The 23,042-nt window shown below is 38.2% G+C and carries 21 protein-coding genes and 1 riboswitch; of the genes, 11 read left to right on the top strand and 10 right to left on the bottom strand.

What is annotated here, in order from left to right:
- The first annotated feature begins 66 nt into the window (after positions 1 to 66).
- Positions 67 to 1,623, top strand: a complete 1,557-nt coding sequence (locus tag MKX47_RS18545) for an NlpC/P60 family protein (RefSeq protein ID WP_340777133.1) — start codon at positions 67 to 69, stop codon at positions 1,621 to 1,623.
- A gap of 79 nt (positions 1,624 to 1,702) precedes the next feature.
- On the opposite strand, the gene MKX47_RS18540 is transcribed toward MKX47_RS18545, so the two are convergent.
- From MKX47_RS18540 to MKX47_RS18525, 4 genes are read right to left on the bottom strand one after another with little or no spacing between them, the layout of a single operon-like run.
- Positions 1,703 to 2,905 carry a M20 family metallopeptidase gene (locus MKX47_RS18540; protein ID WP_340777131.1) on the bottom strand — a complete coding sequence of 401 codons (1,203 nt, stop codon included), beginning with the start codon at positions 2,903 to 2,905 and terminating at the stop codon, positions 1,703 to 1,705.
- 15 nt (positions 2,906 to 2,920) lie between these two features.
- Positions 2,921 to 3,772 carry a MetQ/NlpA family ABC transporter substrate-binding protein gene (locus MKX47_RS18535; RefSeq protein WP_340777129.1) on the bottom strand — a complete coding sequence of 284 codons (852 nt, stop codon included), beginning with the start codon at positions 3,770 to 3,772 and terminating at the stop codon, positions 2,921 to 2,923.
- Positions 3,773 to 3,785: 13 nt separating this feature from the next.
- The gene (locus tag MKX47_RS18530) at positions 3,786 to 4,448 is read right to left on the bottom strand and encodes a methionine ABC transporter permease (RefSeq protein WP_340777126.1); all 663 of its coding nucleotides are present in this window, start codon (positions 4,446 to 4,448) and stop codon (positions 3,786 to 3,788) included.
- Positions 4,438 to 5,463: a methionine ABC transporter ATP-binding protein gene (locus MKX47_RS18525; RefSeq protein WP_340777122.1), complete on the bottom strand. Its 1,026-nt coding sequence runs from the start codon at positions 5,461 to 5,463 to the stop codon at positions 4,438 to 4,440. Before MKX47_RS18525 ends, MKX47_RS18530 begins: the two co-directional genes overlap by 11 nt.
- Positions 5,464 to 5,575: 112 nt before the next feature.
- A riboswitch (SAM riboswitch) is annotated at positions 5,576 to 5,677 on the bottom strand.
- Positions 5,678 to 5,871: 194 nt separating this feature from the next.
- Here MKX47_RS18525 and MKX47_RS18520 point away from each other — a divergent pair.
- Positions 5,872 to 6,273 carry a DUF948 domain-containing protein gene (locus MKX47_RS18520; RefSeq protein WP_340777120.1) on the top strand — a complete coding sequence of 134 codons (402 nt, stop codon included), beginning with the start codon at positions 5,872 to 5,874 and terminating at the stop codon, positions 6,271 to 6,273.
- Between the two features lie 56 nt (positions 6,274 to 6,329).
- Here the strand turns inward: MKX47_RS18520 and MKX47_RS18515 are convergent, their stop codons facing one another.
- Positions 6,330 to 6,875 (bottom strand): glutathione peroxidase, encoded by a 546-nt coding sequence (locus MKX47_RS18515; RefSeq protein ID WP_340777118.1) that lies wholly within the window; start codon positions 6,873 to 6,875, stop codon positions 6,330 to 6,332.
- 428 nt (positions 6,876 to 7,303) lie between these two features.
- Between MKX47_RS18515 and MKX47_RS18510 the strand changes: the two genes are divergently transcribed.
- The 6 genes from MKX47_RS18510 to MKX47_RS18485 all read left to right on the top strand — a co-directional run bounded on the left by MKX47_RS18510 (position 7,304) and on the right by MKX47_RS18485 (position 12,997).
- Entirely contained in the window at positions 7,304 to 7,426 is a 123-nt protein-coding gene (locus MKX47_RS18510; protein WP_340777117.1) for a hypothetical protein, read from the top strand.
- 24 nt (positions 7,427 to 7,450) lie between these two features.
- Complete coding sequence (locus tag MKX47_RS18505) at positions 7,451 to 7,573, top strand: hypothetical protein (RefSeq protein WP_340777113.1); 123 nt, start codon at positions 7,451 to 7,453, stop codon at positions 7,571 to 7,573.
- Positions 7,574 to 7,761: 188 nt separating this feature from the next.
- On the top strand, positions 7,762 to 9,789 hold the full coding sequence (locus MKX47_RS18500) for a methyl-accepting chemotaxis protein (RefSeq protein ID WP_340777111.1): 2,028 nt from the start codon (positions 7,762 to 7,764) through the stop codon (positions 9,787 to 9,789).
- A gap of 443 nt (positions 9,790 to 10,232) precedes the next feature.
- Positions 10,233 to 10,796, top strand: a complete 564-nt coding sequence (ahpC, locus tag MKX47_RS18495) for an alkyl hydroperoxide reductase subunit C (RefSeq protein WP_340777109.1) — start codon at positions 10,233 to 10,235, stop codon at positions 10,794 to 10,796.
- Positions 10,797 to 11,017: 221 nt separating this feature from the next.
- A complete protein-coding gene (gene ahpF, locus MKX47_RS18490) occupies positions 11,018 to 12,577 on the top strand; it encodes an alkyl hydroperoxide reductase subunit F (protein WP_340777885.1) in 1,560 nt (519 codons plus the stop codon).
- A 126-nt stretch (positions 12,578 to 12,703) separates the two neighbouring features.
- The gene (locus tag MKX47_RS18485; RefSeq protein WP_340777883.1) at positions 12,704 to 12,997 is read left to right on the top strand and encodes an RNA polymerase alpha subunit C-terminal domain-containing protein; all 294 of its coding nucleotides are present in this window, start codon (positions 12,704 to 12,706) and stop codon (positions 12,995 to 12,997) included.
- A gap of 52 nt (positions 12,998 to 13,049) precedes the next feature.
- Here MKX47_RS18485 and MKX47_RS18480 read toward each other — a convergent pair whose 3' ends face one another.
- The 4 genes from MKX47_RS18480 to MKX47_RS18465 form a co-directional block, all read right to left on the bottom strand.
- Entirely contained in the window at positions 13,050 to 15,092 is a 2,043-nt protein-coding gene (locus MKX47_RS18480) for an MMPL family transporter (protein ID WP_340777108.1), read from the bottom strand.
- 3 nt (positions 15,093 to 15,095) lie between these two features.
- The gene (locus MKX47_RS18475) at positions 15,096 to 15,491 is read right to left on the bottom strand and encodes a hypothetical protein (protein WP_340777106.1); all 396 of its coding nucleotides are present in this window, start codon (positions 15,489 to 15,491) and stop codon (positions 15,096 to 15,098) included.
- Between the two features lie 64 nt (positions 15,492 to 15,555).
- A complete protein-coding gene (locus MKX47_RS18470) occupies positions 15,556 to 16,920 on the bottom strand; it encodes a sensor histidine kinase (protein WP_340777105.1) in 1,365 nt (454 codons plus the stop codon).
- Positions 16,917 to 17,579 (bottom strand): response regulator transcription factor, encoded by a 663-nt coding sequence (locus MKX47_RS18465; protein ID WP_340777104.1) that lies wholly within the window; start codon positions 17,577 to 17,579, stop codon positions 16,917 to 16,919. Before MKX47_RS18465 ends, MKX47_RS18470 begins: the two co-directional genes overlap by 4 nt.
- A gap of 155 nt (positions 17,580 to 17,734) precedes the next feature.
- On the opposite strand from MKX47_RS18465, the gene MKX47_RS18460 reads away from it, so the two are divergent.
- Together MKX47_RS18460 and MKX47_RS18455 are read left to right on the top strand one after the other, a co-directional pair.
- A complete protein-coding gene (locus tag MKX47_RS18460; protein ID WP_340777102.1) occupies positions 17,735 to 19,027 on the top strand; it encodes an FRG domain-containing protein in 1,293 nt (430 codons plus the stop codon).
- 120 nt (positions 19,028 to 19,147) lie between these two features.
- A complete protein-coding gene (locus MKX47_RS18455; RefSeq protein WP_340777100.1) occupies positions 19,148 to 19,732 on the top strand; it encodes a CueP family metal-binding protein in 585 nt (194 codons plus the stop codon).
- A gap of 64 nt (positions 19,733 to 19,796) precedes the next feature.
- Here MKX47_RS18455 and MKX47_RS18450 read toward each other — a convergent pair whose 3' ends face one another.
- On the bottom strand, positions 19,797 to 20,666 hold the full coding sequence (locus MKX47_RS18450) for a MerR family transcriptional regulator (protein ID WP_340777098.1): 870 nt from the start codon (positions 20,664 to 20,666) through the stop codon (positions 19,797 to 19,799).
- A 171-nt stretch (positions 20,667 to 20,837) separates the two neighbouring features.
- Here MKX47_RS18450 and MKX47_RS18445 point away from each other — a divergent pair, with 171 nt between their 5' ends.
- Positions 20,838 to 23,039 carry an MMPL family transporter gene (locus tag MKX47_RS18445; protein ID WP_340777095.1) on the top strand — a complete coding sequence of 734 codons (2,202 nt, stop codon included), beginning with the start codon at positions 20,838 to 20,840 and terminating at the stop codon, positions 23,037 to 23,039.
- Positions 23,040 to 23,042 lie beyond the last annotated feature (3 nt).

The following is a 23,042-nucleotide window of genomic DNA, read 5'->3' as shown; positions in this document are numbered from 1 at the left end:
TATTTAATGTAGTGATAGAAAAAATAGTAAGACATATTGTCGAAAATAAAAGAACGAGGTGGAGAGATGATTAAAAAAATAATGATGCAAATGCTTGTAATAACCCTTATTCTTACAAGTGCTGCTTCAATCAGTCAGGCCAAAACCTTTAAAGATGTGCCCGACGATTCCAAATTACATGAAGAATTAATGGTTTTAAGCGATTATGGTGCCATTACATTAACACCAGATAAGCCCCTTCGAGTAAATGATGCCATTACGCGCTATGAAATGGCTGAATTTTTAGTACGCACACTGCAATTAGAGCCAGATTTCAGTAGTATTCCTACATTTTTAGATGTTAAGGCAGATGATAAAAGAATGCCTGTCATTGCGGCCATTTCTCAGGCAAAAATTATGAACGGCTATGATGGAAAGTTTAATCCAGATGTTACGGTAACACGTGCGCAAGCGGTAAAACTTTTGGCACAAGTTTATGGTTTAACTGGGGAAGCATCACAAGCATATACAGATATTCCAAAAAATCATCCTGCTTATTTTGCCGTGCAAGCTTTTATTGCCAATCAAATTATTATACCAGCGAAAAATGAAAAATTTAAACCGAATGCAATGATGACACGTGGACAGTTTGCTTCGTACTTAGCCCGAATTATGGAACCTTTTATACGCATAACGGAACCAGAACAGCCTGTATTTGAGAGCTGTGCAGTTGATACAGGGAAAAAACGCTATGTAGTCGATGTAGCCGTAACAAACTTATGGCATAATTCCAATCAGGCTCGTCAAGTGGACTACCCTTCAACGAAAAATCCAGTAGAAATGCAAAAATGGATTTCTTCAATGTCATTGTCACAAAAGAAATGGTTAGTAGGGAAAACTGATACACAAGCATTATATGGTGATGAAGTATCGCTTCTAGAGACAAAAGGAAATTGGCAACGTATTGCGGCAAAAGATCAATATGTGCCTTATTTAAAAGCCGGCTATCCGGGTTGGGTTCCCGTGTCACATGTGGCGGCAACGACAAAAAATTATGATGACTGTGCAAAAGCTATTATCACAGCAAAGAAAACGACATTATTAGACGAAGAAACACAAAAGTCGTTTTTAGATATTAGCTATGCCACGATATTACCAATCATCGACGAAGATGCGAAGTTCTTCTACGTAGAAACGCCAAGTGATGGGATCAAGCTATTAAAGAAAAGTGATGCCAAATCTTATCAAAACTATAGTGATCTACCAAAGCCAACTGCCGATACGATTATTAAAGAGGCTAAACGCTTTTTAGATTTACCTTATTTATGGGCAGGGACGTCCTCTTGGGGCTATGACTGCTCAGGCATTTTATACGGTGTGTTCCGAACACATGGTATTATGATTCCACGTGATTCGTTTTATCAGGCGACAGGCGGAAAAGCAGTCGCTAAGAAGGATTTAAAGCCTGGGGACCTTGTTTTTTTCGCTTATAATGGAGGAAAAGGGAAAGTGTATCATGTAGGGCTTTATCTTGGTAATGGAAAAATGCTGCATGCGCCACATTATGCATCTAAAGTAAAAATTGAATCGATGAATCAAGGTACGTATAAAAAGAATTACTCAGGTGCACGTCGTTATTTATAGTAGAAACGTTATTTCCGTGTCATTCACATACGAAAAACATCAACTCACGCTAAATTCATGTGAGTTGATGTTTTTTTCGTTATGTGTTTTTTTGCTCTAATGCTTTCTGATGGGCAACCTTAGCTTCCTCTATAAGGGAAGGGTTTTGTAAAAATGTGTGACCTGTTTGTGCAAGAGCAATGGCACCTGTAATAAGTGCTTGGTAACCTTGCTCAGAATTTGCTGCTTCACGGAATTCATTTGTATGTGCAACTAAATCATTCGGTCCGATTTTAATATAGCCGTGAGAAGTAGGGACTTCATAGCTAATATTTCCAGCATCTGTTGAGCCAGGTGAACGGTGACCGCGTGGATGAACGTCTTCTCCAAGTGCTGCTAGCTTTTCGGCTAAAATACGATCGGTTACTTCGTTGACAACAAGGTCTTTTACTTCGTTTTGGAAGCGTTCAATTTTCACTGTAGCCCCAGTTGCAAGTGCCGCACCCTCTGCAATTTTTCGGATTTTATTTGAAACTTCCACTGTTTTTGGCCAAGAAGTTGCACGAATGTAAAAGCGAGCTGATGCATATTCGGGTACGATATTCGGTGCATCTCCGCCATGTGTAATAATCCCATGAATGCGCACATCCGATGGTACATGCTGGCGTAGTGCGTTAATGCCATTAAATAATTGAATAACGGCGTCTAGTGCATTAATGCCTTTATCAGGTGAAGCCGATGCATGCGCTGCTTGTCCGTAAAAATGAAAGTCAAGAGGATCAACGGCAAGCGATTCATTTGTCACACCTGTTTTTCCAGAAGGGTGTAGCATGAAGGCTAAATCAACATCCTTTAAGTATCCGTGGCGTACAAAGCTGCCTTTCGCACTACCATTAGGACCGCCTTCTTCTGCAGGTGTCCCTAGTACGACAACCTTACCACCAGTTGTTGCAAGTGTATCAGCCAATGCGATTGCAGCAGCAACACTAGTTACACCAATAATATTATGACCGCAAGCATGACCTAAACCTGGTAATGCATCATATTCCGCTAAATAAGCAATTGTAGGACCAGGTTTGCCGCTATCTTTTTGTGCATAAAAAGAAGTTTCATGACCTGCAACCGCTGTTGTTACGTCAAAGTTTGCTTCTTCAAGAAGTGTCACAAGCTGTGCACTTGCAAACACCTCCTCATTTCCGATTTCCGGTTTGGCGTGAATAGCCTTACTTATTGCAATATATTTTTCACTATTTTGCTTTACTGAATTGGCAATGATTGCTTCGTTTTCTACGGTTACTGTCATGGAAATTCCTCCTTATTATTTCGATTGTGTTTTTAAGTCCTCGAATGTTTTTTGTAGCTCTTCGTCAGATAAGATTGTCATTAACTGACCGCCATTTGTATCTTCTGCAATGGCCTTTTCAATTTCTTCTGTATGGTAAAGCTCGATAATTTTTTGATACACTTCATTGTCTTTATCTTCTGCACGGGCAGCGATGATATTGACATATGGATAGACGCTTTCATCTTCGGCTAATTCGCGGTAAATTGGGTCTTCGCCTGGATTTAAGCCGGCTTGACCAGCAATACCGTTGTTAATGATGGCAGCTACGACATCAGGTAGTACTTGGGGTGTTTGTTGTGCTGTCATTGGGATAATGTCCAAGTTCAATTTGTTTGCTGTAATTTTCGTTGGATCACCGAATAGTCCAAAGTCATCTGCAAGTTCAATGAAGCCTGCTGATTCTAATAAACGTAATGCACGCGCTTGGTTTGATGGATCGTCTGGAATGGCAATTTTGTCGCCTTTTTTAATTTCCTTAATGTCTGTAATTTTTTCAGAGTATAAGCCAAGTGGCGCAAATACTGTAGAGCCAAGAGGAATTAATTCATTGCCGCTTTCGTTTACATAGCTTGCAAGGAATGAAATATGTTGGAATGCATTTAAATCAATTTCCCCTTGTGCTAATGCGTTATTAGGTAATGTGTAATCAGCGAACTCGACAAGCTCGATGTCAATGCCTTCTTTTTCTAATTTTTCTTCTAAAATGGGCCATTGTGCACCATCTGCACCGTTTACCCCGATTTTTATCACTTCGTTGTCATCCCCGCAAGCTGCTAATGCAAACACGGATAAAGCTGTAATCGCTGTTAATAAGATTTTTTTCATAATGATTGGACTCCTATCGTCTTAAAATTTTCTTTGCTAATGTATTGCCAAGCCATTGCGCCAGTTGAACTAAAACAATTAATATGACGACTGTGACGATCATGACACTACCATCAAATCGTTGGTAGCCATATGTGATGGCGATATGACCTAAACCACCGCCGCCAACTGTTCCTGCAATAGCTGAGAAATCGATTAAACTAATTGTGACAAATGTAAGCCCTAAAATAAGCGGCCCTAATGCTTCTGGTATTAATACGGTAAAGATAATTTGCAGTGGGCTAGCACCCATTGCTTTTGCTGCTTCAATTACACCGGGATCAATGCTAATTAAATTTGTTTCTACAATGCGGGCGATTCCGAACGCGGCAGCAATAGTCATTGGGAAGACGGCTGCACTAGTCCCAATTGTCGTCCCCATAACAATTCGTGTAAGTGGGGAAATGGCGACTAAGAAAATTAAAAAGGGTATCGGTCGCACAATATTGATTAACAGATTGAGTAAGTTAAATGTCAGCTTACTCTCTAGAATATTGTTTTCGCGTGTTACGAATAAGAGAATTCCTATCGAAATACCAAGAATTGAGCCGAAACCAAGCGTTAAAATAACCATATAAAGCGTTTCACCTGTTGCTTCTACAATCCTCGGCCAAAATGTATTCCAATCAACTTTCATGTAATTGTACCTCCTCGATTTCAACTTGCTGTGAAAGCTCGTCGATTACTTTTTTAACTTGCGTATCATTACCTTGGAACGAAATGAGTAAGTTACCAAACAATTTATTTTGTAACTCGCGTACCGAACCGTAAATAATATTGAATGGTACTTGATGTTTTTGCGTAATTTCGGATAGTAGAGGGTTATGTGTGAGTGACCCTTTAAATAGCACACGATATAAATGCTGACCACCAGATTGCTGCCATTCCTTTAAAATTTGCTCTGATGGGATATCCTGATGCACTGACTGAATAAAGCGTTGTGTTGTCGGGTGCTGAGGTTGTGTAAACACCTCATAAACATCGCCCTGCTCGATTACTTGTCCTTGCTCCATCACAGCGACACGGTTACAAATCGATTGAATGACATTCATTTCATGTGTAATTAATAAAACCGTAATGCCGAATTCTTCATTTACTCGTTTTAGTAGTTTTAAAATATCAGCCGTTGTTTCTGGGTCAAGTGCTGAGGTTGCTTCGTCACAGATAAGAATATCTGGATTTGTTGCAAGCGCACGAGCAATACCTACACGCTGCTTTTGCCCACCGGATAGTTGTTCAGGATAGTCACGTGCTTTTTCAGATAAGCCAACGAACTTTAAAAGCTCGGCTGTGCGACGTTCGATTTCTGCTTTTGGTGTACCTGCTAATTTCAGCGGATAGCCGATATTCCCCGCAACCGTTCTTGACGCCATTAAGTTAAAATTTTGGAAAATCATTCCAATGCGACGACGTAATTGGCGTAAGTCCTTTTGAGGGAGTGTTGCTAAATCGGTACCTTGAATTTTTACGGTGCCAGTTGAAGGCGTTTCAAGTAAATTCACCAGGCGTAATAATGTACTTTTGCCAGCACCACTAAACCCAATAATTCCAAAGATATCACCTTGGTCAATAGTTAAATTGACATCACGCACAGCATGAACTTCTCGATCCTTCGTTTTGAATATTTTTGATATATTCGAAAATTCAATCATTTTAAAACCCACCTTTACTAGAATGCTTGATGCGAAGCCTTCTTGAGACAATAAAAAAACTTTCGCATCTTGAAAATAAGATACGAAAGTTGAATAGTCATCAAAACTTTTGCTCTTATCTTCCAAGTGTATACTTGCAGGATTTGGCACAACGCTAAGACTAGCTGCTGCCGAGACTTCAAAGGGCCTGTCCCTCCATCTCTCTTGATAAGAAAATATGTAGTTGTCGTTTGCTATGAGTCTTATCATAAATCCAAGTAAACCACTTGTCAATATAAAAATTATATAATTTTTGTTTTTCTGAAAAATACGAATTGCCTACAAATGAATAGGATAAAAATTTACTTATCACTAGAGAGAAATGGGGTATCTATAATAAAATAAAGAAAATGAGTAGGAGGCGTTAAGGTGAATAGTTGGCTATTAGCTTCGGTAATCCTATTAATACTAGCAGTTGTTATACTAATCGTATGCATGATTGCAGTCATCAAGCCAATCAAAAATACAGTGACGGTTTTGCTTTCGCATGCAGATGGGATTCAAAAACAGATGAACGGCATTCAAACGCAAGCGATGCTTTTGTCAGCAACTGCCGAAAAAATGAAATACGATATTGAATACAAAAAGGAGACTGTGCAGGGCGTTGTACAATCTTTGAAAAATACGGGTGAAGTGCTAAATCAAATAAATGATTCCTCGCAGGCACTAACATCTAAAGTGATGCAAAAAGCAGCGGAGGACCCAGTACGCCAAGCGCAAGTGGAACAGTGGACAAATACCGCTATGGGTTTCTTAAAACGCAATGGATAGAAAAAAGCATACAGGATGAGGCGGCTAGTCCCGAACATCCTGTATGCTTTTGCTGTTTATAAAAGGCTTTCGATTGCTTTTTCTACATCTAACATGGAAGCATCAGGCTCAAATCGCTGAATCACCTTACCATTTTGGTCGACTAAAAACTTCGTGAAATTCCAACGAATATTGCGACCGATTAAGTAGTCCGGGTAATGCTCTTGAATGCGGTTATACAGCATTTTTTGTTGCATTGTTTGCTGTTCAAATTGAGGGCAATCGACTTCGTGCTTTAAATAATTGAATAATGCGTGTGTTTGGTTGCCATTCACTTGGACTTTATCGAAAACAGAATACGCTACACCATATTGCAGTTTGCATTGATTAGAAGTTGTTACGCCGTCCTCGGGGTTTTGGTTGCCAAACTGATCGCAAGGGAAAGCTAAAATTTCAAAGCCTTGGGGACTATACTTTTCGTAGAGCTTTTGCATATCTTCATATTGATATGTAAATTGGCATTGGCTTGCTGTGTTTGTTATTAGCATAATTTTGTTGCGGTACGTTTCCATTGATAATATGTCACCGTTTGGCTTTTGTACTAAGTAATTATAAATGCTCACTGAAATTCCTCCAATATGTATCTCATTTCCTCGTAATTATATAAAGATAACGGTTGCTTTTCCATAAAATTGATTTGTTCACACTAAAAAAGCTCGATGAAAACTGTTTCGAATTTTTTCATTGGATTTTTGTGTCGTGTCAAAAACATCAAATGAAAGCGTTTTTCTTCTGTACTACAACAGTAGATGCTCGCTCGTGGATTTTTTCTCTTGTTTCCGAATTATTCGTCTAAAAACCTAGTGTCACAAAGTGTTCAAAGAAAGCGTTTTAATTTTGAACACATTGTGAAAAGGTGAACATATTGCTTTCTTTTTAAAATAATCGGAGTAGAATAGGATTCAGATAAGGTGTTATACAACAAGTCGCATAAGTCATTGGGGAATGAACTATTTTATAATACAGCTTTATAAAAAAGGAGAAATGAAACATGTGGGTAGTAACAGTATTTAATAATCAAAATGATATTCGTATGTTCGAATACAAAACAAAAAGTGAAGCAGCAGTTCAATTAGCAAAATATACAAACGCGGTATTATCATACACAAACTAATTTTAAAAAAAGGAGAAATGAAACATGTGGGTAGTAACAGTATTCAATAATCCAAACGATATTCGTATGTTCGAATACACAACAAAAAATGAGGCGGCTAAAATGTTAGCACAATACTCAAATGCCGTATTATCATTTACAAACTAATCAATACATGAAAAGCCAAAGTCGAAAGTTAAATCGACTTTGGCTTTTTTTATTTTATCTAAAATGCCTCCATTAGGTAATAAGGATAATTTGTTAAATATTCCAAAAATTATAGAAGGAACTTGAAAATATTGGTACTATTTATGTGGGGAATCCTTAAGTATTTCATAATCATAAGGAGGAAAGTAATGTCGATAAAATCAAAAGTGTTAAGCTTCTTTGTTGTTTTCACAGTTGTGTTAATTGGAATTGTTGGCGTCATGCTAGCAATCGAGCGCAATGAAATCGATCAACAAGCAACAGAAACAACAGCGACATTAGCTGTTCAGGCAAATGAAACAGCTGAAAAGGATTTAAAGCGATTAACAGCCTTAATAGCAGAGCAAGTAACGACAATGGAAAAAGAAATAGACAATTCCATGTTAAGTGCCGCCCTGATATTAAAGGAAATGGATCGAAATGGTGAGGTTACAATCGCGCAAATGGAACAATTGAAGGAAACCACGGGCATGAGTGATTACTATTTTACCGATCCAGAAGGTACATTTACACTTACTACTGAGGAAAATGCTACGGGTATGAGCCTATTTGATATTTGGGATGGCTACCAGATGCTAATGACTGGAGAAGCGGATGTGTTACCATCTACACTAAAGATAAAAGTAGAAACGGGCGAAATTTTTAAATTTACAGCGATTCCACGTGCTGATGGCAATGGGATTGTACAATCAGCATTAGCAGCTGATGCAATCGAAGAAATGCTAACCACTTTTTTCGACCAAGACTTTGGTTTACATAGCTTAAATTTATTTGATAGCAGCAATTTAGTATTAACAGATAATACAATCGAAGGCAATACATCAAAATTTGAAAAAGGCATGATTACAGACGATGAAAAAGTAAGTGCTATTTTTAAAGGAGCAGAAGCCTCTGTTACATTTGACGAAAATAGAGCAGAAGTATATGCACCTGTTTACTATGATGGTGCTGTACGCTATGCACTGTATGCTTCAATTGATACAACGCCCTATTTTATAGCGACCAACTATACAACCGATGCGTTAGCTACAGTAAATGATGCGATTGGTTCATCCATTAAGAATAGTATGCTTGGAAGTATTGCTGTAACGGTTATTTTATTAATTATTTTAGCGAGCATGATTAATCGACAATTAAAGCCACTTTCAATATTTGCACAGCGCTTACGCGAACTCGGCTCTAATGCGAATGCGGTAGATGTCAAAGAGCCCGAATTAAGAGCGATTCAGGATGCCATTGATGAAGTGAACGCGCATTATCAGAAACTCTTAACATCTGTGCAAAGCAATACGCAAATTGTTTCGAAAGCACAGGGCGAATATTCAGCCGAAATGCGTACAACGGCAGAAACTTTAAAAGAAGTAACACAGGCTGTGCGGGCAACAGCGAGCCATTCACAGCAACAGGCCGAACAGGTTATTCGAGCAGAAAAAAATCTCGAAATGAATACGGATATTTTACAGCAAGTATTAACACAAACGGATGAATTAGCCCAATATTCAACAGAAACGAAATCTACCATGATGGGCAGTGTTCATGGCATCGATGTGTTATCACAAACGATCGAAACGATTTCTAACGAGGTTGTCTATAATGGAGAGCGTGTTAATTCGTTGTTAGCAAGCTCAGCGCAAATTAGTACAATCATTCAATTAATTGAAAGTATTGCGGATAATACTAATTTATTGGCATTAAATGCATCGATTGAGGCTGCACGTGCAGGTGAGCATGGCAAGGGCTTTGCAGTGGTTGCAGAAGAAGTGCGTAAATTAGCAGAGCAAAGTACGGTAGCAACGCGGGAAATTAGCAACATTTTATTACAATTACAGGGTGAAATACAATTATCGAAGGACAGTAATGACCAGCAAATCGCAACGATTGAAACGAGTAAATCTGAAATGGACGATGCGCGTGAAGCGATTGAGCTGTTAATTGATAATACAGAGCAATCCCATCAAAAAATTGAGCAGCTGGATGCATTAGTGGAGCATTTAAAGGCAGGAAGTAGCGAAGAAAATAAAATATTTTCTAAGCTGTATTCAAGTATTCAAAGTAATGCAGCTAACAGCGAGGAGCTATTATCAATGGTAGAGGATGTTTCGGTATCGGTGCACCGCTTAGATGAATTGCTTGATAAATTAGTAAATCATACAGGCGAATTAGAAAAATTGTTCTAAGTGGATTGAGACGGCGTTAAAATCTCAGCGTAATGGATTGTTTCTCAATTATTGAATAAAAAAGTACTTAAGCGAGAATTGAAGGAAATAGCGTAAGAGTGGATTCGATTATCATCGATTTCGCTCTTTTCTCATTGTGGCGAAAAACGAACTTTTTGGGATAAGAATATTATTTTAGACAAAAATAAAGTGGTGATACGGAAAAATGATTTTTCCTTCCGCATAAAAAACGACATTAAGTAGAAAATAACAGCATAATCGATGTAAGAGCTGAGGTGTAGGTGGTAAGTTTGGATTGTGACGATTGAATTGGCTGTAATTTATTATTAGAGCGAATAGGTTGACTAAAATTGGTTAATATAAGATAATCTTAATGGTAATAATAATTATTTTATAATAATTATAATGTTAATCATTTATATACATTTTAGGAGGAAATACACATGGCTTTAATCGGTAAAGAAATTGCAGAATTTAATGCAAAAGCATTCCAAAAAGGTGAATTCATCGACGTATCATCAGAAGATTTCAAAGGACAATGGTCTGTAGTTTGCTTCTACCCAGCAGACTTCACATTCGTTTGCCCAACGGAATTAGAAGACTTACAAAACGAATACGCTACATTAAAATCTTTAGGTGTAGAAGTATACTCAGTATCTACTGACACACACTTCACACATAAAGCATGGCATGACACTTCTGATACAATCGGTAAAATTGAGTACATCATGATTGGTGACCCATCTCACACAATTTCTAAAGCATTCGACGTATTAAACGAAGAAGATGGATTAGCTGAACGTGGTACATTCATCATCGATCCAGATGGTGTTGTACAAGCATTAGAAATTAACGCTGGCGGTATCGGCCGTGATGCTTCAATTTTAGTAAACAAAATTAAAGCAGCTCAATATGTACGTAACAATCCAGGTGAAGTTTGCCCAGCTAAATGGCAAGAAGGCGGCGAAACATTAACACCAAGCTTAGACTTAGTAGGTAAAATCTAAGTTCTAACGACTACACGTTAATCAAGACAACTTTTATGGCGGCAAAAATTAACCTTAATGGATTGATTTTTGTCGCTTACGTTTTTAATTAGGGAATAAAAATAGATTGGCTCTCTGTCTAAGAATAAATACGGAAAAGAGGTGAGTTGTTGCTGTGTTAGCGAGTGTATAGTGCATTATTTTTTGTAAATCAATAACGCACTATAGATACAGCAGCAAATATAATGCTAGATAATCAAATTAAAGCACAATTACAGCAGTATTTAACAATGCTTGAAGGCGACTTACTGATTAAAGTAAGTGCTGGTGATGATAAAACGTCTCAGGATATGTTAAACCTAGTAGAAGAATTGGAAAAAATGTCACCACGTATTACGGTGCAGCACGCATTATTAGAGCGTACGCCAAGTTTTAGCATTAATAAAGCAGAGGCTGAGGAGTCGGGGATTGTTTTTGCGGGTTTACCACTAGGTCATGAGTTTACATCACTTGTGTTGGCGCTATTGCAAGTTTCAGGTCGTGCTCCGAAAGTAGATGCCGCGGTTGTTAAACGTATTCAAGCGATTAAGCAACCAATGAAATTCGAAACATACGTAAGCTTAACATGTCACAACTGTCCAGATGTTGTACAAGCATTGAATATTATGTCGGTGTTAAATCCGAACATCTCCAACACAATGGTTGAAGGTGGCGCATTCCAGGATGAAATTAAAGCACGCGATATTATGGCTGTGCCGACCGTCTTCTTAAACGGCGAAAACTTCGGTGGCGGTCGTATGGAATTAGAGGATATTTTAACGAAGCTTGGTGAAGTATCAGATGGTTCTGAATTTGACAATGTAGACCCATTCGACGTATTAGTAGTTGGTGGTGGTCCTGCTGGTGCAGCGGCTGCAATTTACTCGGCTCGTAAAGGGATTCGTACCGGCATTGTAGCAGAGCGCTTCGGTGGTCAGGTGAATGATACATTATCGATTGAAAACATTATCGGAACAAAGGCTACAGAAGGTCCTGCATTCGTATCAAGTTTAGAGGCACATGTATTAGATTATGATATCGATGTGATGAAATCTCAGCGTGCGGCGAAAGTCGAGAAAAAGGATTTCGTTGAGGTTACATTAGAAAACGGCGCGGTATTAAAAGGAAAAACAGTTATTGTGTCAACAGGTGCCCGCTATCGTCAATTAGATGTACCAGGTGAAGAACAGTTTAAAAATAAAGGTGTTGCGTACTGCCCACACTGTGACGGCCCGATTTTCAAAGGTAAAAATGTGGCTGTAATCGGTGGGGGTAACTCAGGCGTTGAAGCGGCAATTGATTTAGCGGGTATCGTAAATCATGTGACATTAATTCAACGTGGCGCGGAGCTAAAGGCTGATAAAGTATTACAAGAGCGCGTACGATCACTAAAAAATGTAACCGTTCTTACAAATGCATTAACACAAGAAATTACGGGTACCGATAAAGTGAACGGCTTAACATATATTGATAGTGTATCCGGTGAAGAAAAGCATGTTGCATTAGAGGGTGTGTTCATTCAAATCGGTTTATTACCGAATACAGAATTCCTGCAAGGTGTGATTGACATGACGGAGCATGGTGAAATCATCGTTGATAAGCACGGTGCAACAAATCTCCCAGGTGTATTCGCAGCAGGGGATTGTACAGATGCAGCATACAAGCAAATCGTTATTTCAATGGGCTCAGGTGCAACTGCAGCACTTGGCGCATTTGATTATATGATTCGAAATGTAACCGACAACCAATTAATAGAAGCATAAACCAATGTCCGCTGTATGGAATTATTCGTACAGCGGATTTTTTTCTTGGAATAGATACGTAGTCGACAAGACAGCCCGTAATACGCTACATTAAATGCAAAAGCAGTTTGAAGGAGTGTGGACGTTATCGTAAAACACGAACGAACTTTACGCATTTGTCCAAAGGGGCATCGTTATTATAAAAGTACAGATTGTGGTACCTGTCCAAAATGCGAGCAGGAAAACAAGCCGACTGAAGGGTTTTTAGCAAGACTTTCTTCACCTGCGCGCAATGCGTTAATTTATGAAGGTATAACAGAGCTAGAGCAGCTGGCCGAATACAGTGAAAAAGAGATCTTAGCCTTACATGGTGTAGGCCCAGCTACGATGCCAATTTTAAAAATAGCATTAGAGGAAGAAAACTTGGATTTTAAAAATTAGAAAAAGAGCTGTAGTGAAAAGGAAATAACCTTTTCGTTACAGCTCTTTAATATTATTTTTTTAGTTTTACTAATAATGCTGGAATAACAATTGGTCGAATTAAGAAAGTATCAATAATAATCCCAACTGCTACAGCATAGCCGAATACACGTAATTCAGCAACTGGTTGTGTAATTAAAACAGTAAAAGTAGCAGCTAAAATTAAGCCGGCAGATGAAATAACACCACCTGTTTTAGCTAAACCGTGCTGAACAGCTTCCTTAAATGTAGGATAATTCTTTTGCTCCTCCTTGATGCGGGAAATCATCATGATCGAGTAATCCACACCAAGCGCTACTAAGAAAATAAACGTATATAGCGGGATGCGATAGCTGATTCCTTCATAATCAAACAATGTTTGGAACGTAAAGACGGTAATTCCCATTGTTGCGAAGAAGGACATTAAAATACTACCTAAAATAACTAATGAGAATAATACTGAACGTGTTTGTACTAACAATGTAATGAAAATTAATACAGACATTAAAATTGGAATCAATAATGTATCCTTTTTATTTACGTCTTCTATATCTGCATGGATCGCTGTTTCGCCGCCAATCCACATTTTGCTATCTTCTAACTCATACTTTTTTAAAATGTCATCTTGTTCATCAAGTATTGTACGTAATGACTGGAACGTTTCTTTCACATATGGATTGCTGTCAAAGATTAACGTGAATTTTGCGACCTTTTGATCTTCAGTGAAATTTAATGAATGAACGTTAGCGACTGAATCATGTGCTTTTAAATCGTCCATGAAAGCTCGAACATCTTCTTCATCTAAAGTTGATTTACTTTCTAAAACAACTGTACTCGGAGCAATATCCCCTTCACTGAATGCTTCACTTAATTGATCATAACCTTGTACGGATGACATATCATCGGGGAATGAATCAAGTAAATTGAACATATAGTTCGCAGGCATAAATAATGTAATACAAAATACAAGTACCGCAATAATTGGCATCATTACTTTAAATGGACTGTTGGTTACGTACTTACTGAAACGATCCCAGAATGGTTCTTTATTAGATTTTTTTTGTGCCTTGATGCTACGTTTACCTGCAATAGCGAATAATGCAGGCATTAAAGTTAAACCGGCAAGAATCATGACGAACATCGCAATACCAAACACTGGTGCGAAGTTGCGATATGATTCGTACACTGCGAAGAACAGTGTAAGCATACTCATTAAAACAGTACCACCACTAAATAGGATTGGCTCTTTTACTTGTGAAATCGCTTGTTTCATCGCAGGTGTAGGTGCTAAACCTGCTAAAATTGCCTCTTTATAGCGAGCGAATAATAGTAATGAATAATCGGTAATAACAGCAAACAGTAAAATCATCATAATCGATAAGGCTTGTCCCTCGACAGTAAATAAATCCATATCTCCGAACAATCCGATTAATCGGTTAACAACCTCGTACGCAATAGTCGCACCAATCAATGGTAGAAGTGCTAAAATAAACGAACGGTAAATAACGATTAAAATAATAAAGATTACAGCAATCGTTGCGAGCATTAATACAACGTCAGCTTTTGAGAACATTTCGTACGTATCTGAAATAATCCCTACAGGACCAGTGAAGTCTACTTCAACTGAATCAAGCTTAGCCATGTCCTCTTTAATCGTATCAAGCATTTTTTTCAGCTGTTTATTTTCTAATTCGGCTGTTAAAAAGGCCGGAACGAAGAATGTGTTGCCATCTTCGCTAATAAATGATTGCTGAGAGACAGGTGGTAATTGAGCAAACTCGATTATACGGAATGGATGTTGCGATAAAACGTCATTCAGGTTTTTACTGTATTCTGTAATTGCCTCTTGGGTGAATTTGTTGTCTTGTGAAAATACGACAAATAAAGGAACCCCGTTGTCACTAGGAAAGTATTCTTCAGCTAATTTAGTAGCTTCAATAGATTGGAAATCTGCTGGTAACCCACTATTTGTCATAGGGGCTTTCATTTCTTTAGATGATGGTGCTACCATAGAAAGCGTCATCATGACAATGAGCCATGCAGCTAAAATTCCAATCCATAATTTTTTTTCTCTCAATTTTTACAATTCCTCAGATTTTAAAGTAAAAGTAATCCAAATAAAGATGGCAAAACTAATCATTAAAATCGATCCGCCTATGATAAAGAAAATGAGCGTAAATGTTTCGCTTAAATTCAAAGGGTTTACATTGTATAGCAGCATCCCAATTGTCAGCCCAATCGAACCAATGACGGCTGTCCATGCATGGAAGTTTACTAGTTTTTTTGAACGCACGGTATACACACGGTAAAATAACCCCCATGCAAATATAGATAACCATCCCACAACTAAAATATGAGCGTGAATGGCACGTAGTTGATAATTGCCTGAACCTGACATATCAGAACCGATTATTACGCCAACCATGCCGAAAATAGCCGCAAGTTGAATAAGTCGAATACTCCATTTTTTCTCCATAAAAAATCTCTCCTTATTTAGTAGATAAGGAGAGTATAAACGTGCAATCTGAACTGAATCTGAATTAATGGTGAGGTAAGTGCATTATAAATGTTGTGCCTTCGTGTTCAATTGAATGCACTTCGATTGAGCCGTTAAGCATGTCAATTACTTGCTTAACAATGGCAAGCCCTAAGCCAGTGCCGTTCGTAGTTCTTGAAGTATCTATTCGATAGAAGGGCTCGAAAATAAAAGGTATTTCCTGCTCTGCAATCCCAATGCCGTTATCTTGAATTGCTAGTTCAACATGTTGTGCTTTTTGTTGACTAGTAATTGTAATTTCTCCTTGTTTATGTCCGTACTTAATTGCATTGGATAAAATATTTTCAATTGCATATGTTAACAGTGTTTCGTTTCCTAACATGGTCACTTCTTCAAGTTCCATCCAGACCGTTATTTGTTTTTGCTGGAGGGACCATTGGTAATCTTGAACGACTTCCTTAATGAGCTGATCGAGTGAAAAAAGTTGACGCTGCTTGGCTAGTTTTGGTGCATTTTGCCAAAGCAGTAATTGTTTTGTTAAATAGGAAAGTCGATTACTTTCTGCTTCAATAATAGAGCTATATTCCTGTAACAGCGGATCTTCACGATGCTGTTGGATAAGTGCTGCATAGCCTTTAATGTTTTGAAGCGGTGTTTGGAAATCATGAGAAACATTTCGTATAAACTCTTTCTGAGACTCCCGCTGTTTTTTTAATTCTTCTGTCATAAAATTGAAGTTCCTTGCTAAGACGCCAATTTCGTCTTGACGTGAAAGCTCTACGTAAGCATCGAAATTTTCGCCCGCGACTAGCTTCGTGGCTGCTGATAAATACTGAATTGGCTTTATTAAATAGGCTGCGGCCAATATCATAGCGATAATACTGATTAGCGGAATTAAAACTAATAAAGCCCCTAATATAAAGTGGACTTCGTTAAATAAAAGTTTGATATCTAATCGAACAAACATGGCATAAGTTTGGTTATTGTACGTAAAAGGCATTCCAACAGTGTTTTTAAGGTCATTTGCGAAAAAGCCCGTAATAAATAATTGCTGAGGATATTCTTTTATGCCGTGATAGGTTTCACCGCTAAGAACAGAATCTACAACAGGTTGAGAGAGTTCGTTTAAGCGAAAGTTAGCACCATAAAATTGCCGCTGGTTGTTGTTTTCTACTAAATAAATTTGATAGCCAATTTGACCGAGTTGTGTCAAATAGGCATCTAAAGAAGTGGGGGGATGCTGCTCAATATAGCTTGCGATATCCTGAACTAACATCGTATACTTTTCGTCATTTTGTCCTTTTACGACTTGATGATACAAGGTGTTAGTTATTAAGAAACCTACAATGGAGCTCATAATCATAATGACAAGTGTATATACGGTAAATTTGCTATAGAGCGTTTTCATTCGAGTACCTCAATTTGATAGCCGACGTTGCGCACAGTTTTAATCGTTACCGTGCTTTTTAAACGGGCTAATTTTTCGCGTAAGCGTTTAATATGTGTGTTTAATGTATCATCACTGACAACATCTCCCCATACTTGCTCCATCAAGTACAGTCTTTCGTATACGCGAGGGCGACTGCATAAAATAGCGAGTAATCCAAATTCTTTGTATGGTAATACAAGGGTAAATGCTCCTTTTTGTACTTCATATTGATCACGCTTTAACAGTAAATCGCCACAACTTATTTTGTTTTCGGTTGGTTTATCGTAGCGCCGTAAGATAGCTTGTATACGGAACAATAATTCCTCTGGTTCAAACGGTTTAACTAAATAGTCATCAGCACCTGCATAAAAGCCCGTACGTTTATCTTCTAGCTGTGTACGGGCAGTAAGTAAAAGTACAGGGATTTCCCATTCTTCTTTAAGGCGCTTTGTTAATTCAAAACCGTCAAGGAGTGGCATCATGACATCAACAATTGCTAAATCGATGGTCTCATCCATAGCTTGGAGTGCTTGTTGGCCATTCGTAGCGGTTAGTGTCGTATATTGCCATTTCTTAAAATAAGTTTCGAGCAATTTTAAAATTGCATCATCATCATCTACAAGTAATATTTTTCTCAAAACAGATCGCATCCTTTAAACGAATTCATTGCCTAGGATTATGACATGAAGAAAATGGAATCGCAAGTTAAGTGTGGGGCATTGGTAGATTCAATAGTGTTTCTCTTGCAGGCAGACTATAATAAAAGTAACGAATTGACTTAGAAGGTGACAGTGTGGAAGCTCAAAAATTAACGGAATTAATTGAAGCAATGGAATTAATACTGAAATGTAATGATTATATATGTTTAGATGATTTTTTAATGGATCGAAAAGGGAAGGTTTCTAATAAAAATAAACAGTTGCTCGTAGACCAAATTAACTTAAATAAATATCATGTCGTACACTGTTTTGGTAAGGCCTATGCATATGATCCAACCGAAGTGCTACCAGTTTTTATGGGGAAGCGACTACATAAGATTATTAAAGAGGTGATTGATATTAATGAGTCACGCACCTCTGAACCGAATGTCCTTGAACGTGATATTGCTACGGAAGTTCCGGATGATCACGCAGAAGAGGCATTTGAAAAGCAAATTAAGCGTGTTACATTAAATTATTATTACCGTGGTCAAGTAGACAGTAATTTTTATTTGCTGCCAAGTATTTTTAGGACAGAGCAATACTTAGTAAATGAGGACAAAATGCATTATGAGCTGCAAATTAAATGTCCACAGGATTTTGAGAAAGCAACGTCGCATTTAGATATTTTAACGACGATGCAGCATTATTCGATGCCAACAAGACTGCTGGATGTCACGACTAATTTATTGGTGGCGATCTTCTTTGCTGCCGATAGTATTAATGATCGGGATGGAGAGATCATTATTTTCAATCAAAAGCCAGAAGACGTATTATATTATGATAATGATACAATCGAAATTGCCTGTGCGATGGCGAAGCTTACTTTTTCTGAAAAGCTACATTTGAAGCATTTGGCGGAGCATTTTGTGCGTGACTATGAGCAAAAGGTGGAGCCGATTCAAGTACAGCTTCATGAGGAATTAAAAGCAATCGCGTCAGATGATTTACGCACTAAATACATTGAACAAGCAGATACGGCGATCCATCATATACATTTAGAAATGCTGGAAACCTTTAATGCACAATATGAAGTAAAGCAAATAACGAAGCGTATTGGTCGCCTTACGATGAATCAAGGGTTGCAGATGGACCCGTTACAGCTGGTGAAGCCTCATTTTGTAAAGCCATTGCAAAATAATCATCGAATTATTCGTCAAAGCGGGGCGTTCATCGTCGGTGGGCTACAAAATCGAGAGGATTGTATTGCTTCGCTAAATCAACTACGCCTTCGAAATGCAGATGGATTAAAGGTGAAATTGATTATTCCGAGCGCCTACAAAAAAAGTATTAAGCAGGCGTTGAATATCGTTGGAATCAATGAATCAACCATTTATCCGGAAATTGATCGCGTAGCAATGTATTTGAAAGGATTATATCGCTCATAACAACAGGATTTTGTATAAACGAGCGAAATTATAACATGTCATAGAAATGTCCCGTATTGTTCACAGTTATTTTTACTTACTTCAATTACAATAGGAAGAAATGTAGGAGGTAATGATTCGATGAAATGGAAATTTGCAGTTCCAGCCTTTTTAGCAGTAGCAATAGTAGCAGCATGTGGTGATGATCAAACGGTAAGTGAGGGCATCGCTGAAAAAGAAGCACAAAGCGAGCAGCAAGAGCAAAAAACGCCAACTGTCACACAAGGGCAAACCGATGATATTAAAGGATTAGTAGCTAATTATAGCAGCAATAAAACAACGGCTGAAAAAGCATCGATTACGTCACAGCAATTAATTGTAATGGATGCAGATGCCAACGAAACGGTATATGCATTACCAGAGGATGAATTTTTCATATCAATTGCACCCTATATCAATGAAACACATCCTTGTAAAGATCATAGCTTAACAGGTTGCCAAGGGGAGCTTGTAGGGAAAGAAATCGATGTATTGATTGAAAATGAAAACGGTGAAGTGCTTGTCGATGAAACGATGACAACTATGCAAAACGGCTTTATTGATTTATGGCTACCACGTGATGAGGCCTATGTTATTGAACTGAGCCATGACGGCAAAAAGGTTTCGGGAGACTTGACGACATTTGAGGAAGACGGAACTTGTGTCACAACTTTACAGCTTATTTAAGCAAAAGGAATTGGAGGTGAGAAACTTCCAATTCCTTTTTTAATACAAAAAAATATATCCTTTCCTAGTATGATGTTGGCAAAATATCATGAATGGAATGGGAGAGCTTAAGTGCTTGAAGTTTGAATGGTTTATAATACTTTTCGGAACCAGCCCCGCCAATATAAAATGTGATACCTTGGTGACCTGTAGCTAATTTTTCGAGCTTTTGGATAACTTCGGCATGCTCGGTAAAGGGTACATCTGTTGATCCTGATAACAAGACGATTTTTGGCTTTTTTAACGCGATGGTTGATTGAATTGCGGTCGGTGCTGGTGAAGGACCGAGCATCATTGTTTGATAGCCTCGCAGCATACATTGAATAAGTAATATGTGCATAGGGATTTCATGTCGTTCTCCAGGTAGACAGCTTCCTAATACGAGAGGTGCATCTTGTTTTACAAAAAATTGACGACGAATATGTGTTAAAAAATCACGTACCGTTTGACTACTAATAGCTTCCTGATATTCCCCCCATGCTCGCTCACACCACAACTGTCCAACTTCATGTAGAAACGGAATAATTATTTTCTCGAGTAATTTTTCGACACCGAAATGATGATGTGCTTTCTCAAGTAAATGTAATAACTGATGTTCATCAGCCTGTGTTCCAGCAATGATTAATGCTTTGAGGATTGCTTGTGTATCATCTTGTTTTGGTTGTGCTAACTTTTTTTTATAATGTTCGACAGCTTGGCTTACGCTGAACCCAGTGTTAATGAGTTCATTAATTGTGGTTAATACTTGTAGCTCGTTGTGGGTATACACACGATAACCATTTGCTAGTCGTTGTGGTTGAATGATTTGATAGCGGTCTTCCCATTTACGGATGAGTTGCTTAGATAATCCAGTTAACTCCGATATTTGTTGAATGGAGTAGGTTTGTTCAGGCAAAATGACACCTCCCTATGATTGTAGTAATAATTAGTTCTATTGAAGCGAAAATAAAAACCCTTGTCAAATCTTTTTCATTTCTTGTACAATGTTTGTATAATGTTGGTGAAGGATATTTAAGTTTAGTTGGCAAATTACTTAATTATGAAAAAAGAAGGGGTTGAACGAGTCATGTCGAAGCATCCATTAGAAAAATGGGGAAGTTTAATGGGCGGGAAAAATACACGCTGGGTTGTTGCAGCATTATGGATTGTATTTGCGTTCGTTTTAGCATTTATTTTCCCGCAAATTAACAGTGTGGAAAATTATGCTGGCGAAGAAATTCCAGAAACATATACATCGATTCAAGCTGGAAAAATCATCGAGGAACAATTTGCTACAGATAGTGGGATTCCGCTATTGATTACATGGTATAACGAATCCGGTTTAACAGAACAAGATGTAACAAATATTCAAGGGCTTTATAAGGAATTAGCACAAAATCCATTACCAGGGCAAGAAACGATTCCGCCATTCCATGAAATGCCCGTGCAGGCGTTAATGGGTTCACTATCAGAAAATGGTGCTGCGCTTGTAACGCCAATTTTCTTTTCAGCGGACGAAACAACGGAAGTATTAAAAGAAAATTTACAAGTGTTAGCTGAAAAAACCGAAGTGCAATTTGGTGAAAATCCATACGAAAATAAGCTAGAAGATGAAGGCTTACATGCACGCTTCTCAGGTCCAGTTGGGATTTCGGTAGATGCTACAGACCTTTTTAAATCGGCTGATGTACAGTTAATGATTGCAACCGTCATCATTATTTTAGTGATCTTATTGGTCATCTATCGTTCGCCAATTTTAGCGATTATTCCCTTAGCTGTTGTAGGAATTGCCTTTTTAGTCGTGAGTCCATTACTCGGGGCAATGGCTGAAAATGGATGGATTGATAAGGATGCACAAGCCGTATCGATTATGATTGTCCTCTTATTCGGTGCTGGGACAGATTATTGTTTATTTTTAATCACGCGTTATCGTGACAAATTATTAACGGAGGAAAATAAATTTACAGCACTTGCACAGGCAGTTCGCGAATCAACAGGTGCTATTGTTATGAGTGGTTTAACCGTTGTAATCGGGTTGGCTACATTGGGGTTGGCAGACTATGGTGCATTCCAGCGCTTCGCAGTCCCGTTTAGTTTTGGGGTACTTATTACCGGTTTTGCCGTTGTGACACTATTACCAGCTATTCTCGGCATTTTGGGGCGCGCGGCTTTTTGGCCATTTATTCCTCGTACAGAGATAGCAGAAAAGGCACAAGCAGAAAAGAAAAACAAAGCGCTAAAAGCTCGAAAAGAAAACCATCGTTTTATGCGTGCAGTAGGGGAATTTGTAACGGCAAAACCGTTGTTAGTAATCGTAGTTGCAGGTGCAATTTTAATTGGCTTAGCATTTACCTCAACGAATATAAAATACAATTACGATTTAATTTCTTCATTCCCAGAAGATATGCAGTCACGTGAAGGTTTTACGATCATCGAGGAAAATTTCACGGCTGGTGAGTTAGCGCCTGTACAGTTATTAGTAGATACACAAGGTAAGGAGATAAATATTGGCGAGCAACTAGCCAATTTACCTTATGTTGGGGTAGTGAAAGATGTGCGTACAGGTGAAACGAATGCAAATATCCAGCTTTATGAAATTGAGTTAAATAAAGATCCCTATTCAAATGCAGCAATGGATGATATTAAGCAAATGAAAATTGATGTGAAGTCGATTTTAGCAGATCATAGCTTAGCTGACGGGGCATTTTGGATTGGTGGTGAAACGAGTTCACAGTTAGATAACAAGGTTGTACAACTTGGTGATGAAAAGCTCATTCAACCAGTAATGATTATGATTATTTTTGTTGTATTGTTAGTCTATTTACGTGCGGTTATTACATCGATTCAATTAATGATTACCGTGGTGATTTCATTCTTCTCGGCACTAGGCGCGGGTTGGTTAATCATTCATTATGGTTTAGGGCATGAAGCAATGGCGAGTGCTATTCCGTTGTACAGCTTTGTATTTATTATTGCGCTTGGAAATGATTATAATATTTTCATGATTTCAGACATTTGGAAAAATCGTAAGCATGGGATCGAGCATAAAAAGGCGATTAGTGAAGGGATTGCGTCAACAGGGGCAGTGATAACGTCAGCAGGCTTAATTTTAGCCGGAACATTCTTAGTATTGGCCTCATTACCGATTCAATTATTAGTTCAGTTTGGTATCGTAACAGCAGTTGGTATATTACTGGATACATTTGTCGTACGTCCACTGCTCGTGCCAGCATTGATTACGGTGTTTGGTAAATGGTCCTATTGGCCAAATAAAAAATTATTAAAATAATAA

This window comes from Solibacillus sp. FSL R7-0668, assembly GCF_038006205.1.
Taxonomy (GTDB): domain Bacteria; phylum Bacillota; class Bacilli; order Bacillales_A; family Planococcaceae; genus Solibacillus.
Note: the sequence above shows the minus strand (reverse complement) of the source record. Positions and strands in the feature narration are given on the sequence as shown.